This window comes from Natronobiforma cellulositropha, from assembly GCF_025629245.1.
GTDB lineage: Archaea > Halobacteriota > Halobacteria > Halobacteriales > Natrialbaceae > Natronobiforma > Natronobiforma cellulositropha.
On the sequence record NZ_JANZXN010000010.1, the window covers coordinates 18,098 to 32,377 of the forward strand.

Below are 14,280 nucleotides of genomic sequence, written 5' to 3' on the forward strand. Positions count from 1 at the left end.
ATATTCACCTCATCCTTTATGAAACCTCCCTCCCTAGGTGGTGGGTGTGGATTTCACCGACGGACGGTTCGGCCTGTTCGCCGTCGCCATCTGCGCCGGTCTCGCCGCGTGGACGGCGTCTGCGGGGGGAAGAGCCGACGCCACGGCGACGGCTTCGCCTCTCTCCTCCGGACTCGTCGATCCGGTCGCCGGTGGTCTCTCGCTCGAGTACGCGTCCGTCCCGCTCTCGCGTCTGCCGGTAGCGGCGCTGGGCGTAATTCGCTTCGAGTACTCGCCCTCGCTGCAGACGCTCCACGTCGGCTTCTTCCTCACGATGACCGTTCTCACCGGCGTCCTCGGCTACTGGATTCTCACGACACGGCGGACGCGCGGGGCGAACCTCTTCGCTGCGACGTTGCTCCTGGCGTCGCTGCGATCCGCGTCCGACGTCGTCCACAGCGTGCTCGGCGCGCTCTGGACGATCCAGGCCTCACTCGTCGCCCTCAACCTCGTCCTCGAGGTCGCGCTGTTCGCTACCTTCTGTGTGTTCGCCGCCCGGTACGCTGGCGACACTCGTCTCGCGGGCCAGCGCGCGATTCGCGTACTGGCCGCACTCGTCGGGTTCGTCATCGTCGCCACCGCGACCAACCCGTTTCACTACCTCGTCTTCGCCGAGTTCGTCCAGGTCTCGAGTCCGTTTACGCACGTGGGCGTCGAACCGGGCGTCCTCTGGTGGGGGATTCTCGCCGTTCAGATCGCGCTCCTCCTCGTCGGTTCCGGCTTGCTCGCCCGGTCGTTCACCGTCACCGACCGACCATCGTGGTGGGCTGCAGCGACGCTCGCGGTGGCGATCTCTGTGGTCCTGGTCGCGCTCGGAGTGAGCATCCTCGGGGACGGGCCGCTCGCTCACTTCGAGTACACCGCCGCCGGCATCGGTGCCTTCCTGTTGCTCACCACGGTCATCCTCTTGAGCCACGGCCTGCGTCGCATCGAGATTACGGCCAGAGAGTCGGTACTCTCCGAGATGCACGACGCCATCGTCATCCTCGACGACACGCGGGCGGTCGTCGACTACAACGCGGCCGCCCACTCGCTGCTCACCGGTCTCTCGATGGGGAGTCACTTCGAGACCTTCTTCGAAGACCCGCCAGCGCTTCCGGACGACGCCGAACCGCAGACCACGGAGGTCAGCAGCGACGACCTCCGCGGCCGGTCCCCCGCGCCCGACGCCACCGAGGAGCCGGCGGATGGCCCGACTCAGCTCCGGTATCGCGAAGCCGAAGCGCTCACTCAGCACCACTACCTCGTCCGAGTGACGCCGGTCACGACGGAGACGAACGACGCCATCGGCTACACGGTCCGGTTCGTGGACGTGACCGATCTCAGACACCGGACGGCCGAACTCGCCCGGAAGAACGAGCAACTCGACCGGTTCGCGAGTACGGTCACCCACGACCTGCGGAACCCGCTGACGGTCGCGACGGGCTACGTCGACCTCCTCATCGACCTCGTTCAGGCCGGTGCCCAGGGCAAACCGCTCAACCGCGAGACGGTCACGACCTACCTCGAGCACGTCGACGCCTCGCTCGACCGCATGCGCGTGATCATCGACGACATCCTGACGCTCGCACGCGGTGACGAGTCGGTGACGGAGACGCAGGCACTCTCCTATCACGCCGTCGCCAACGCCGCCTGGCAGAACGTCGACTCCGCCGGCGCGACGATCAGCGTCGACTCGAGCGGCGTCATCGAAGCCGACGGCGACCGCCTCCAGCGCCTCCTCGAGAACCTGTTTCGCAACGCCGTCGACCACGTCGGTCCCGACGTCGCGATCCGAACCGGCGTCACCGATTCCGGATTCTACGTCGAAGACGACGGCCCGGGCATCCCCGCGGACGTTCGCGACCGGATCTTCGAGCACGGCTACACCGGCGACGCGGGCGGCACCGGTCTCGGTCTCTCGATCGTCGACCAGCTGGCGCGCGCACACGACTGGGAGGTCTCCGTCACCGACGGGGACACCGGGGGCGCTCGCTTCGTGGTCACCGGCTGTCCCGTCCAGCGAACGCTCGAGGGGCGCCGACTCGAGTGATCACTCGAGCGCCTCGACCAGCGACGGCCCGTCGTTCGTCGGGTCGTTGACCGCCGTCGACACCGGGTAGGCGCGCAACTCCGCCGGCGCGTACGGCCCGAGTGCGTCGCTCGTCACCCCGCCCTCGAGCCAGCCAGACTCGTCGGCCGGCTCGAGCATGGCCGCCATGCGGTGGTGGAGGTCGGCGACCAGCGCGTTCGGTGCCGTCGTCACGACCGTGAACGTCTCGAGCGTCCCGTCGCCTCCCTCGTCACTGCCGACTCCGCCGCCGAAGGCGTCCAGGCCCGTCTGTGTCGTCGCCGGCAGCCAGCGTTCCCAGAGACCCGCCATCGCGAACGGCCGGCCGTCCTCGAAGGCCACCCGGTAGGGCTGTTTTCCGTCCCCGCCGGTGTCGACCCACTCGTAGAAGCCGTCGGCGAGCACCAGACACCGCCCCGCAGTCGGCTCCTCGCCGTCTGCCCACCCTTCGTACGCCCGCCGGAAACTCGGCTTCTCGGCCAGCGTCTCCGCCCGCGCGTTGATCAACCCACCCGTCGAGTCGTCGGCCCACGCGGGAACCAGCCCCCACTCGAGCGTCCGAATCGTCTCCGGTTCGGCGTCCGTGATCACCGGCAACCGCTGGCCTGGCGCGGCGTTGTATCGCGGCCGGGCCGCCGCCGGCGAGACGAACCGCGCATCGAAGCGCTCCTCGAGTTCCGCACGGTCGACGAATAGCGTGTAGCGCCCGCACATACCGTCCATTCGCGCCCCGAGGGCAAAACGCTGTTAGGTTTACCGTACTAAACTCCTCAGGGATGCTGACGCGGTTTTCGACCGCGTCCTCTCGGGGCGGCGGCGAGCCAATGTTGGGGTTCTCGAGGGAAATCGCTCGCCGACGACCCACGTCAGCACTACTGTCGTGGATATGCTACATGTGAACGCGCACTCCGAACTGGTGGGCAACTATCGGCGCATCTCCTTCGAGCGCTGCCTTCACCACTTTGTCGGTCTCGTAGACTGAAATCACAAGGAGAAGTCGTCAGGTGTGTACTCTTCGAGCCAGGTAGTGATGGATGCTCGCGGGTCGTTGTACGGTTCGTAGAAACCGAGGTGTTCGTACCAGCTGACGTTTTCGTAGAAGCCGGGACCCTGGACTCGGACCGCGGGCGGGGGCGCGATTCCAATGCGGATGTAACAGTCGCGGATCTGGCACCGGAGGTGGTGAACGAGCGCTTGCTGAAAGCTCGCCCCATCAGTGCACTCGTAGAGGTCAGTGAACACCTGTAGGCGTGCGTCGGCGTGCTCGGTCAGCGACGTCCCCGTCCCCTCGAGCGTTCGACTCGTGGTCTGGCCGTTCTGTCGCCAGTTGACGACTAGCGGGCCGGTACCTGCGAGGAGCGTCTCACCGATTTCCTCAGCTAGGGTTTCGGTGTCGAGACCGTGGCCCTCGAGTGCGCGTCGAATCTCCGTCTCCAGACGGTCATCTCCAGCAGATGTTTCCTCGAGTGCGTCGAGAACGCCGTGAGTCGTGAGAACCGCCGTGAGTTGCGCTGTTGTGTCGGCGTCGAGAGTGACAGCCACGTCCTGAGTGAGCCAGACGAGCGCACTGGCAGCGATCTCTGGCGTCTCAGCCACTGGCTCACTCCCACGCTGATAGGCGGTCAACTGCTGGTAGTACTCACCCAGATACTCGAGGAGCGTCTCGGGTGAGAGACTCCCCAGTGCGAGTGCCACTGCGGCGATCCGGTCCGGATTGCGCCGTGGCTCGAGCGTGTCGTACCCACGGGTGCGGTAGACGTAGAAACGGGCAAACCGACGGGCCTGGTTGACGTGTTCGTTCTCCACGTCAGTGCGCTTGGCAGCGATGTCGGGATACCCGTTTTGTAGATGCCCACTAATCTCGCCGTCGTAGTAAACTCCAATCTTGTGTTCTACATTATTGTTGTCCACAACTAGAAGGCCAAATCCATTGTCAGTTTCTTTTTTGATTGTTGCATCCATACTAGAAATCTACCTCCACTGACGGAGCACCAGTGTCACGACCCACACGGATCTTTTCAACTTTCTCAGCGATTTTCTCGAGTTGCTGGTCACTGAGCGGGACGTCATCGCTAGAACTGACAGTATCTGCAACAGTGCCAGCGAGCGCAGGTCCCATCGTACCTGCGGCAACGCTTGCTGCGGCCACAGCAGGAAGGACAGTTCCTCCACTCAGCACAGTTGCCAAGCTGATCCCACCTGCGAGCACCCCACCAACGGTTCCTTGGGCAACATTTCGCTTTCCACCCTCCGAGCCGAAGTTCGATGCCGCTGCCTGCTTCATCCGTCCCCATAGAGACGGCCCCTCAGCTTCGGTGTCGGCCTCGGTACGCTCTCCGCCTGTGAGCCCCATCTCGTCTCGAGTGTTGATCAACCCCTGCTGGTTCTGGCTGATGTGCTCAGTATTGGTCTCGGTCGCTTCTTCGACCCGCTCGAGTCGCGTACGAATCTCTTCGACCGACCCAGCAAGCGACTCGAGGCTCACCGAGTCGGTTTCGGCCATCCGCTGCACGTGAACATCCATGCCCAGACGGTGAGCTACCACTGGCTCCTCACCCTCGAGTGCCTCCCTCGCCACCTCGTCGGCCTCACGCTCGAGTTCGGGGTCGGGGTCGATGACCAGCGAACTCCCCTCCTGCGGAAGCATACTGACCCGACCGCCAGTCTGCTGTCGCACGTGAGCCAGCTCGTGTGCGAGCAGATATTTCCCTTCAGGACTCTCCGGCTTGTACTCGCCGCGGTTGAACACCACGTGGTTGCCGGTCGTGAAGGCGCGTGCCTCGAGCGCACTCGCGGCTTTCGCGGCCTCCGGCCCAGTGTGCAACTGTACATCGCTGAACGAGTCGCCCATCCGCTGCTCCATTTCTTCACGAACGGAGCCCTCGAGCGGCCGCCCCGGCTGGGAAATCACCCGCCGAACCACCTCTGGTGTGGCTGTCTCACCCGCGAGATCACTCTCCGCTTGCGCCTCGACCGACCGCATCGCGCTCTCGGTGTCGAGTTCGACACCCGCTTTCCAGGAGCTACGCACCCGAGCGATACGGACCTGTTCGCCTATCGGGGTGTTACAGCCTTCGGGGAGTTCACCGCGTTCGCCCAACTCCTGGACGTTCTCGAGGCCGCGCCTCAGGATCATCTGATCGAGGATGGCCGCCTGATCGCGCGAGGGCTGGCCCACTCGGTTTAGGTACTGGTACGGCCGCGCCCCGCGCGGGGTCTGGGCCTGCGCTCGAGTGCGCCGTGCTCGTTCGTTTCGCTCACCGTCGTCGTTCGACCGGTCGCGCCGGTCCCGGTCGAAACTCACGTGTACCACCTCGAGTGTGGAGACATTGGTAATTATCTCCCCGTTACGAGCCGGTTGTATTAACTGTTGGTGATCGAACACTCGAGCGGACACGCGCTCTCACTCGAGTCTATGAACCCTCGATCACCGACACCCATTTCCAGAAATTATATGTATCTGTTCGTGAAACTCCCTGCTGGAAGCCGCGCCCGCCGCACGCCGGTTGGGGTACGCTCAGAGAAAGTGCCCCGGGTGGAACAAGCACCCGCGGCGTGGCTTCCAACCCAGCGAGGGGTTATACAGCCATGACTACCTACCGACCACGCGACCTTAAAAGGCTCGCAAACGCACTGTACAGCCCGCGAAACGCCGGTTCTCGGAGTTACAACTCGGTCACACGGAGTTACAACTCGGTCACACGGAGTTACAACTCGGTCACACGGAGTTACAACTCGGTCACACGGAGTTACAACCCGGCCACACGGAGTCACAACACCGCGCCACAGCGTCAGCCCCCGGCCACTCGAGTGTACACCTCACCGCGCACTCGAGCGCCGCGGGTGCTCACCCGGCCATCTCGTACATGCGGAGGATGCCGATGAGCGAAGACGTCGGCCGCTGGGGCGGCGAGAACTGGAACCCGCCGCGGTGTCCCCATTGCGACAGCGTCGTCGTCGGCGTGACCGCCACGGGGCCGTTCACCATCCAGGCCTCCTGTGGCTGTTACGTCACCCAGGACGAGGCGCGGGCGTTTCGCGACTAGCGCTCGAGGACCGCCTTCGGAACGGCCTCCTTCTACCGGCTCACCTGGTTCGTAAACGGCCGCCTACCGCCCGCTCGAGCGCTGGTAGGCGGGGACTTACCATATCCGAGTCGCGGCTACTCGAGATCGGGGTCAGGTGTGACCAACAGCTCCAACCTCGAACTCGTGGTGTGTGATCGCGGTCGGCTCGAGTTGCGCGACTGCGACGATCATACCCGCTTCATTTCGACGGATGCCCCGGCAGAACTCCTGCCATAGCACAGCCAGCCGCGTTCCGCTCCCCCGCGGCGCTCGAGAACTCCCCCCCAATCCAGTCGACCTTCCCCTTCCTGTCATTTTATCGCTCTCGAGCGTACAGTACGGCGATGACGACGACCAGTGCGACGGTGAGGAACACGGGAATCCACATCGCGTAGGCGATGTCGGTCGCCTCGGCGACGACCCCCATCACCATCGGGACGAGCGCGATGCCGACGTAGGTCGAAGCGGAGGTCAGCGCACTCACCGGCCCGCTGTAGGCTGGGGCGCGCTCGACGCTGTAGGCCGACAGCATCGGAAACAGCGACGAGACCAACATCCCGGTGAGGAAGACGGCGAGTACCATCGCCACGCCGCTCGAGAAGACGAGCGCGACGGCGACCGTCGGCACCGCGAGCGCCGTCGTCACCAGCGCGATCTGGAGGTACGCCCCCGTTCCGACCAGTCGCGCGTAGAGGTACCGCCCCGGGACGTACGCCAGCAGGTAGATCGAGAGCGCCGCGTTCGCGAGCGTCCGGTCGAGGAACGTCCCCGCGTAGTAGGGCAGCCAGGTGAAGATTGCCCCCTCGATGCCGCCGACGAGCACCATCGCGAGCACCGCGCCACGGATCTCCTGCCGGCCGAGCAACCCCGCCAGCGCCTCCCGGTCGAGTTCGGTCTCGCCCCACCCGCTCGGGAACTCGAGTCGCGAGACCAGGAGGACCACCGGCACGAACCAGAGCGCGAGCAGCAGGTAGGTCACCCGCCAGTCGGTCAGCCAGAGGACGCCGCTGACGAGCAGCGGTCCCGTCACCGCGCCGACGGCCCACGCGAGCGAGTAGAGGACGAAGATCCGCCCCACGCGCTGGGGGTAGACGTGGCTCAACACGGGGCGGTCGAGCGCCCGGAACACCCCCGCGCCAGCGCCCTGGGCGAACAGCGCCAGCAGGAACAGCGCGTAGACCGGTGCGAGCGCCGTGGCGACCAGCGCGCCGATCACCACGAGGGTACCGAGCGCCATCGCGAGTTTGACGCGCAGGCGACCGGCGAGCAGGCCGACGATCAGGATCGCGAGGACGAACCCGACCGTCCCCGCGGGGGCGACCAGCCCCAACAGGCTCTCCGAGACCCCGAACGTCTCCTCGAAACTCGAGAGCAACGCCCCGCGACTCTGCATCGCCATCGCGTCGCCGGCGACGAAGAAGAAGGCCGCACCCAGCCAGAGCGTTCGTCGCCTCACGAGTACGTCTGCCCGCTCCGCTCACGTATAGCTCTCGCTTCCGGAACCTTTCGTCGACACCTGCGCTGGACAGTCCGACACTCGAGTGAGTCGCCCCGTCGGCCGTGGTCCGCTCGTCGCCTCCGCTCTTCGCTCGTTGTACGGCCGAAGAAACGCCAGGACTGGGATTTGAACTACCTCCAGACGGTCGCTCACTTCGTTCGCGCTGCGACCGGCGTCATTCAAATCCCCGCGACGGGCGATCTGTGGCGTCGAGTAGCTCGCGTCGCTACGCGCCGCTCGCAGGGTGTGACGCCACAGAACGCCAGGACTGGGATTTGAACCACGGTCGGACGTGCTCACGGTGTTGCGCGCGACCTCTCTGATTCAAATCCCCTCGGCTGCGTTTCTTCGTCCGTGGTCCGCTCGTCGCCTCCGCTCTTCGCTCGGTGGTCGGCCGAAGAAACGCCAGGACTGGGATTTGAACCACCTCCAGACGGTCGCTCACTTCGTTCGCGCTGCGACTGGCGTCATTCAAATCCCAGCGACGGGCGATCTGTGGCGTCGAGTAGCTCGCGTCGCTACGCGCCGCTCGCAGGGTGTGACGCCACAGAACGCCAGGACTGGGATTTGAACCCAGAATCCTTAACGGAACACGCTTTCCAGGCGTGCGCCTTACCGTTCGGCCATCCTGGCTCACCCGATGATAGCCGTGTGGGTCGTTTAACTCTTGCGAGACTCGAGCGCCGCGCCTGCTGGCGGTCTCACTCCGTGGCCCGTCGCGCCGCCCAGGCGGCGACGCGGTACTCGAGCGCGTAGGCACACCCCCCGGCGGCGACGCCGACGAGGAGACCGATGGCGGCCCCCTGCGGGAGCGAGAGCAGCGGTCCCTCGAGCAGGGCGTAGGCCTGGAGCGAGACGAGAAAGCTCATGAAGCCGACGGCTCCCCAGAGGATCGCCGACTTCACGCGCGGGTCGATGGTCTTCACCGTCTCCATGGTACTCACACCCCGACTTCTCACTCGAGGGTCGCAACCGCTTCGATTTCGACCGCCGCCCCCTTCGGGAGCGCACCGACCTCGAGGGCGCTGCGCGCCGGTGGGTCGCCCTCGAAGAATCCGGCGTAGGTCTCGTTCATCTCCTCGAAGTCGTCGATATCGGCGAGGAAGACGGTCACTTTGAGGACGTCCTCGGCGCTCGCACCCGCTTCCTCCAGAATCGCGAGGACGTTCTCGAGCGCCTGCTCGGTCTGGGCGGCGACCGACGCCTCGGCCCGGAGGTCGCCGTCTGGGGTGAGCGCGATCTGTCCGGCGGTGAAGACGAGTGAGTCGGTCGCCGTCGCCTGGCTGTACGCACCGACGGCGTCGGGAGCGTCGTCGGTGTGGATGATGCGTTTCACACACTGGTCGTCTCCGCGCGAGCGATTAAACGCTGTGGAGACCCGCGACCGCCGGAGCCAAGCCGACGCGGGTCCGACCTCCCGTATGGGCCGACTCCGGCGACCGCACGCATCGCTCGCGGCCGTCACACTCGCGTTTCTCGTCGTTCTCGCGCGCTCGCTTCGCCGCCGCCTCGAGTCCCGTCGCGTCGACGACGTCCCGTTCTGTCCGGTCGTCGGCCGCTGGCGCATCGGAGCCGACTGGGCACTCCGAGCGGGCGTCGCGGGCGACCCCGTGCCGGGCGAACTCGAGTCGTTCGCGAGCTACGACCGGCCGGGGTTCGATACCGACCTCATCGACTCCGAGGTCCGCCGGTTCTACGAGCGGACGACGGCGTACGCGCTGGCCTACGAGACCCGCTGGCACCGGGGCTTTCGCGCCGGGGCGTGGCTCGCCACGACACTGACGCGCCGTCTCGAGCAGCTCGCCTTGCCCGGGCGAAGCGGCAGGGTGGGCTGGCTCGAGAGCGACCTGGCTGCGGTCACACCGGCCGTCGACCCGCGTGGCTCGCGCGTCTGGACGCGGACGGATCCGGCGACCGGGCGGGCGGTGTTCGTCGCGCTCTACACCACCCACGAGCGCGAGGGGGTGACCTACGCGAACGTCGCCGTCCCGCTGCCGTGGTCGAACCTCTCGACCGTCCTCCGACCGGAGGCACTCGGCTCCCGAGGGAATACGGCCGACGCCGGTGTCCGGTTCACCACTCGAGGCGGCGGCGACGGCGGTCTCTACCTCGTGACACCGCTCGGAGCGTTCCGCCTCCCGATGCACCAGCGCTTTCGGGTCTGGCCCGTCGACGCCCCGGGCGCACCGCGGGCCCCCGTTCCGGAGGCGACGCTCGTCGCGACCCACGAGATGTGGCTGTTCGGCCGCCAGTTTCTGACGATCACCTACGGCATCGTTCCCGCCGAGACCTGACGGCTCGGCACCGCCCTCGTCAGACCAGCACGTCGACCTCGTAGCCGCGGCCTTCGATCGCCGCGAGTAACTCCGTGACGTGGTCGTTGCCGCGCGTCTCGAGGTCGATCTCGACTTCGGTGTCGCTCATGCCGATGTCCCGCGAGGTCCGGTCGTGCTGGATCGCGAAGATGTTCGCGCGGTAGGCGGTGAAGATCGCCAGCAGGTCCTCGAGCGCGCCGGGGCGGTCTTTGAGAACGGTTCGGATCTTCAGGTAGCGACCCGTCTCGACGAGACCGCGGACGATGACGGTCGTCAGCGTGTTGAGGTCGATGTTCCCCCCGGAGATGACGGGGACGACGGTCTCCCCTGGCTCGAGATCGATGTGGTCGAACAGCAGCGCCGCGAGCGGGACCGCGCCGGCCCCCTCGACGAGCGTCTTCGCGCGCTCTAAGAGGTGGACGACGGCCATCGCGATCTCGGGATCGGAGACGGTGACGACCTCGTCGACCCGCGAGTCGATCACCTCGAAGGTCCGTTCGCCGACCGTCCGCGTCGCGATGCCATCGGCCATCGTGTCGACACCAGAGAGGGTGACGCGCTCGCCTTTCGCGAGCGAGGGGGCGACGCTCGAGGCACCCTCGGCCTGGACGCCGACGATGCGGGTCTCCGGCCGTGCGCCCTCGATCGCCGTCGCGATGCCGCTGATGAGACCGCCGCCGCCGATGGGGACGACGACGGTGTCGACCTCGGGACAGTCCTCGAGGATCTCGAGACCGATCGTTCCCTGTCCGGCCATCACGTCCTCGTCGTCGAAGGCGTGGAGGTAGGTGCGTCCCTCCTCGCGTTCGATCTCGTGGGCGCGGTCGGCCGCCGCGTCGTAGTCGACGCCGGAGAGGACGACCTCTGCGCCGTAGTTCTCGGTGGCTCTGACCTTCGAGATGGGGGCGTTCTCGGGCATGACGATGGTCGAGTCGACGCCCGCGCGTGTGGCCGCGAGCGCGACGCCCTGTGCGTGGTTGCCCGCGCTCGCGGTGACGACACCCGCCTCGCGTTCGGCTGCCGAGAGCGTCGCGATCCGGTTGGTCGCCCCGCGGATCTTGAACGCGCCCGTCCGCTGGGCGTTCTCCAGTTTCAGGTGAACCGCCGCGTCCGTCATCGCCGAGAAGGTGTGTGAGTACGACAGCGGGGTGTGTCGGGACGTTTCCCGTACCCGTTCGTGCGCCGCCACCACGTCCGCATACTCGAGCATATTCGCCACTCTTGGGATGGTGTCGGTAAAGGTGTGCTGCCCGGGTGTGAGCGGGCAGCACGACAGGGAATACAGGATTGCACGGCGTGTGACGTGCGAGTAGAGAGGGGCAGGGAGTGTATATAAATCTCCTGCACGCAGAGTGAAAGTGTAATCGATAGCGGGGAGCGACCTGAAACTGGTGTCTGACGCTGAGACGACGCGCGTCATATCACTCGCCAGCCAGCCGTCTGCCTCCGTCGCTCCGCCGGTGGTCTAGACGGTCGGTTCACCCTCGTACGACGCCGCGAACTCGTAGAGGTCCTCGAGCGTGGTGACGCCGAACTCCTCGAGCGCGAGCGCGCCTGCCAGCGGCACCTCATCGAGTCGGTCGACCCGCTCCGGAACGTCCTCGAGTCGCACGCTCCGTTCGGGGAGTACGCGCGTCTCGTGGGTGAGTTCGACGTCGACGAGCACGCCGCGGTAGACGAGGTGGTAGACGCCCACCGAGCGCAGCGTCGCCAGTCGCACCATCCGTCCGAACGAGAGACCCTGCATCGTCGTCCCCCGCATCATCGTCTCGATGGCGTCGACGATTCCCTCGTACAACTCGCGGTCAGCCACCCCGCCGTCTTCGTCGACCAGCCCCGAAAACACCAGTTCGAGGTCCCGCCACTCGAGGTGGACGAGCAACGAGAAGTCTACGAGGGCGTTCCTGATCCGACGACGAATTCGCTCGCGTTTCTTGCGCTCGGCCGCGTCGGTCGCTGGCGTCGTCTCTCCGAGCAGGTACGCCCGGTCTGCGTACGTCAACAGTCCCTGTGGTCGCTCTCTCGAGTGCATGATTCGATCGCTGTGACGGTAGCTGTATACGCAATCTAAAAAATCTGTCTATCGAAGACTGATATCTGCCTTTGGCGTCCGAAGACGGTCGATTGTAGGGCCATAGAACCGCTCGACAGTCTATCACTAACACAAACACTCATAATGGGATGATGCGCACCTCGACGTATGCTCGAGTCGATACTGCTGGGAACGCTGCTCGTTCACGTCGCCGCTGGCGTCGTCGCACTGCTGTCGGGACTCGTTGCGTTACTCACTCGCAAGGGTGGACAGCGCCACGCGACCGGCGGTACGTACTACGTGTACGCAATGGCGGTCGTCGTCGTCACTGCGCTCCCGCTCGCGCTCGTCGATGCGAACCTGTTTCTGTTCACGATTGCAATCTTCTCTGGCTACCTGGTGTTTACCGGCTATCGCGTGCTCTCGCGAAAACGGCCCGAACCCGGCGTCGCCGCCTACAGAGACTGGGCCGGTCACCTGCTCATGCTCGTCGCTGGCGTCGGCATGATCGGCTACGGTGGCTGGGGCTGGCTCTCGGGATCAGCCATCGCGCCCGCGCTCATCGTCTTCGGCATCATCGGCGTCACGATTTCGGTGACGAACGTCCGAGAAATCCTCGAGCCACCCGCCGACCGGATGACCTGGTTCTACCGTCACCTCGGACTCATGGGCGGGGGCTACATCGCGACGGTCACCGCCGCGATCACGGTCAACCTCACCGTGGTGCCGCCGCTGGCGCGCTGGCTCGCCCCAACGCTGATCGGCGTCCCGCTGATCGCCTACACCGTCCGGTCGTACGAACGGCAGTTCGAAGGTGGAACTCGGGACGCCGTCACTGGGAACTGACCGATACGAGACCCTTCGCACTCTGGACCCGACTACCGTTCGGCGAGCGACTCGAGCGTCCGGTCTTCGGGACCGACGTACCGCGCACGCGGGCGGATGAGGCGGTTGTCCTCGTACTGCTCTAAGACGTGGGCGATCCAGCCGCCGACGCGACTCATCGCGAAGATGGGCGTGTAGATGTCGATCGGAATCCCCATCTGGTAGTACGTCGACGCCGAGTAGAAGTCGACGTTCGGCGCGAGACCCTTCTCTTCGGCCAGGAACTCCTCGATGGTGACGCTCATCTCGAACCACTTCAGGTCGCCTGCGGCCTCGCCGAGCGCTTCGCTCTTCTCGCCGAGAATGTTCGCACGCGGGTCCTTGACGTTGTAGACGCGGTGGCCGAAGCCGGGCACGCGCCGCCCCTCGGCGAGCGCGTTCTGGACCCACTCGAGCGGGTCCATCTCGCTGTCGTCGACTTCCTTCAGCATCTCCATGACGTCCTGGTTCGCGCCGCCGTGGAGGCTGCCGCTCAGCGTGCCGATGGCGCTCGTGATCGCCGCGTGGAGGTCGGCGAGCGTACTCGAGGTGACCATCGCCGAGAAGGTCGAGGCGTTGAGACCGTGGTCGGCGTGGAGGACGAGCGCCTGGTCGAACGTCTCGGCGAGAACGTCGTCGGGTTCCTCGCCGTTGAGCATGTAGAGGAAGTTCGCCGCGTGATTCAGTTCCGGATTCGGTGCGACGATCGGCTCGCCGCGGCGGCTCCGCTCGAACGCCGCGAGTACGGTCGGAATCTTCGCCGTGATGCGTCTGCCCTTCCGTCCATTCGCCTCGACGTCGGTCGGGTCGGCGTCGGTGTCTGGATCGTACGCCGAGAGGTGTGAGACGATCGTTCGCAGCGCCGCCATCGGCTCCTCGTCGGCGCTGGCGAGTGCGCGCACCGTCTCGAGGACGCCATCGTCGACCGTTCGCTCGGCGGCCATCGCCTCGGTGAACGTGGCGAGTTCGCGCTCTGTCGGGAGGTGACCGTGCCAGAGCAAGTAGAGTACTTCTTCGTAACTGGCGTTACGCGCGAGGTCTTCGATGGTGTAGCCGCGGTAGATGAGGCGGCCCTCGTCACCGTCGATGGTGCTGAGCGCCGACTCCGCGACCAGCACACCCTCTAACCCTCTCTTGAGGTCGTCAGCCATACCTCCGATTTCGCACGCCTATGGAAAAGTATTGTCGTTTGCCGCGTGGAGCGCGTCAACACGAACGAAGCACTCACTTAATCCGCTCTCGGTAACGTGAACGTTGTACCCTCTCGCACGTGACCCATACGAATGTTGGAATTCGTGTCACCCGCTCGACCTGGGCGTCGAGACGCCCGTCTCGAGCCAGGAGTCGGTCTCGTGCTGGCGTTCTGGCGCTCGGGTACAATCGGACGAGGGCCGCGAAACGAGCCTGCTCGAGCA

The 14,280-nt window shown here is 65.7% G+C and carries 13 protein-coding genes and 1 tRNA gene; 4 read left to right on the forward strand and 10 right to left on the reverse strand.

All coding sequences use genetic code 11. The annotated features are described in order from the left end of the window. Positions 1-46: 46 nt before the first annotated feature. A complete protein-coding gene (locus N0B15_RS04785) occupies positions 47-2,071 on the forward strand; it encodes a sensor histidine kinase (protein ID WP_263018345.1) in 2,025 nt (674 codons plus the stop codon). On the opposite strand, the gene N0B15_RS04790 is transcribed toward N0B15_RS04785, so the two are convergent. The 3 genes from N0B15_RS04790 to N0B15_RS04800 all read right to left on the reverse strand — a co-directional run bounded on the left by N0B15_RS04790 (position 2,072) and on the right by N0B15_RS04800 (position 5,393). Next, positions 2,072-2,803 carry an SOS response-associated peptidase gene (locus N0B15_RS04790; RefSeq protein WP_263018346.1) on the reverse strand — a complete coding sequence of 244 codons (732 nt, stop codon included), beginning with the start codon at positions 2,801-2,803 and terminating at the stop codon, positions 2,072-2,074. Between the two features lie 270 nt (positions 2,804-3,073). After that, on the reverse strand, positions 3,074-4,051 hold the full coding sequence (locus tag N0B15_RS04795; protein ID WP_464503031.1) for a DUF7958 family protein: 978 nt from the start codon (positions 4,049-4,051) through the stop codon (positions 3,074-3,076). A gap of 1 nt (position 4,052) precedes the next feature. Continuing rightward, positions 4,053-5,393, reverse strand: a complete 1,341-nt coding sequence (locus N0B15_RS04800; RefSeq protein WP_263018349.1) for an eCIS core domain-containing protein — start codon at positions 5,391-5,393, stop codon at positions 4,053-4,055. Between the two features lie 577 nt (positions 5,394-5,970). Here N0B15_RS04800 and N0B15_RS04805 point away from each other — a divergent pair. Continuing rightward, positions 5,971-6,135, forward strand: a complete 165-nt coding sequence (locus N0B15_RS04805) for a hypothetical protein (protein WP_263018350.1) — start codon at positions 5,971-5,973, stop codon at positions 6,133-6,135. Between the two features lie 337 nt (positions 6,136-6,472). Here N0B15_RS04805 and N0B15_RS04810 read toward each other — a convergent pair whose 3' ends face one another. The 4 genes from N0B15_RS04810 to N0B15_RS04825 all read right to left on the reverse strand — a co-directional run bounded on the left by N0B15_RS04810 (position 6,473) and on the right by N0B15_RS04825 (position 8,990). Continuing rightward, positions 6,473-7,612 (reverse strand): MFS transporter, encoded by a 1,140-nt coding sequence (locus N0B15_RS04810; RefSeq protein ID WP_263018353.1) that lies wholly within the window; start codon positions 7,610-7,612, stop codon positions 6,473-6,475. 594 nt (positions 7,613-8,206) lie between these two features. Then, positions 8,207-8,287, reverse strand: a tRNA-Ser gene (locus N0B15_RS04815). A 68-nt stretch (positions 8,288-8,355) separates the two neighbouring features. Then, entirely contained in the window at positions 8,356-8,589 is a 234-nt protein-coding gene (locus N0B15_RS04820; protein WP_263018354.1) for a DUF7981 family protein, read from the reverse strand. Between the two features lie 20 nt (positions 8,590-8,609). After that, positions 8,610-8,990 (reverse strand): Rid family detoxifying hydrolase, encoded by a 381-nt coding sequence (locus N0B15_RS04825; RefSeq protein ID WP_263018355.1) that lies wholly within the window; start codon positions 8,988-8,990, stop codon positions 8,610-8,612. Positions 8,991-9,075: 85 nt separating this feature from the next. On the opposite strand from N0B15_RS04825, the gene N0B15_RS04830 reads away from it, so the two are divergent. Then, the gene (locus N0B15_RS04830; RefSeq protein ID WP_263018356.1) at positions 9,076-9,948 is read left to right on the forward strand and encodes a hypothetical protein; all 873 of its coding nucleotides are present in this window, start codon (positions 9,076-9,078) and stop codon (positions 9,946-9,948) included. Between the two features lie 19 nt (positions 9,949-9,967). On the opposite strand, the gene ilvA is transcribed toward N0B15_RS04830, so the two are convergent. Both ilvA and N0B15_RS04840 read right to left on the reverse strand, forming a co-directional pair. Then, on the reverse strand, positions 9,968-11,179 hold the full coding sequence (gene ilvA / locus N0B15_RS04835) for a threonine ammonia-lyase (protein ID WP_263018358.1): 1,212 nt from the start codon (positions 11,177-11,179) through the stop codon (positions 9,968-9,970). Between the two features lie 255 nt (positions 11,180-11,434). Then, positions 11,435-12,001 carry a DUF8102 family protein gene (locus N0B15_RS04840; RefSeq protein WP_263018359.1) on the reverse strand — a complete coding sequence of 189 codons (567 nt, stop codon included), beginning with the start codon at positions 11,999-12,001 and terminating at the stop codon, positions 11,435-11,437. Positions 12,002-12,169: 168 nt separating this feature from the next. On the opposite strand from N0B15_RS04840, the gene N0B15_RS04845 reads away from it, so the two are divergent. Beyond that, a complete protein-coding gene (locus N0B15_RS04845; RefSeq protein ID WP_263018360.1) occupies positions 12,170-12,847 on the forward strand; it encodes a hypothetical protein in 678 nt (225 codons plus the stop codon). Between the two features lie 32 nt (positions 12,848-12,879). On the opposite strand, the gene citZ is transcribed toward N0B15_RS04845, so the two are convergent. Beyond that, positions 12,880-14,016 (reverse strand): citrate synthase, encoded by a 1,137-nt coding sequence (gene citZ, locus N0B15_RS04850; RefSeq protein WP_263018361.1) that lies wholly within the window; start codon positions 14,014-14,016, stop codon positions 12,880-12,882. Positions 14,017-14,280 lie beyond the last annotated feature (264 nt).

Excerpts from the sequence above, each read along its gene's own strand:
- N0B15_RS04790 (WP_263018346.1), bottom strand. The coding sequence starts at position 2,803 with ATGTGCGGGCGCTACACGCTATTCGTCGACCGTGCGGAACTCGAGGAG.
- N0B15_RS04795 (WP_464503031.1), bottom strand. The coding sequence starts at position 4,051 with ATGGATGCAACAATCAAAAAAGAAACTGACAATGGATTTGGCCTTCTA.
- N0B15_RS04805 (WP_263018350.1), top strand. The coding sequence starts at position 5,971 with ATGAGCGAAGACGTCGGCCGCTGGGGCGGCGAGAACTGGAACCCGCCG.
- N0B15_RS04820 (WP_263018354.1), bottom strand. The coding sequence starts at position 8,589 with ATGGAGACGGTGAAGACCATCGACCCGCGCGTGAAGTCGGCGATCCTC.
- N0B15_RS04830 (WP_263018356.1), top strand. The coding sequence starts at position 9,076 with ATGGGCCGACTCCGGCGACCGCACGCATCGCTCGCGGCCGTCACACTC.
- ilvA (WP_263018358.1), bottom strand. The coding sequence starts at position 11,179 with ATGCTCGAGTATGCGGACGTGGTGGCGGCGCACGAACGGGTACGGGAA.
- N0B15_RS04840 (WP_263018359.1), bottom strand. The coding sequence starts at position 12,001 with ATGCACTCGAGAGAGCGACCACAGGGACTGTTGACGTACGCAGACCGG.
- N0B15_RS04845 (WP_263018360.1), top strand. The coding sequence starts at position 12,170 with ATGCTCGAGTCGATACTGCTGGGAACGCTGCTCGTTCACGTCGCCGCT.
- citZ (WP_263018361.1), bottom strand. The coding sequence starts at position 14,016 with ATGGCTGACGACCTCAAGAGAGGGTTAGAGGGTGTGCTGGTCGCGGAG.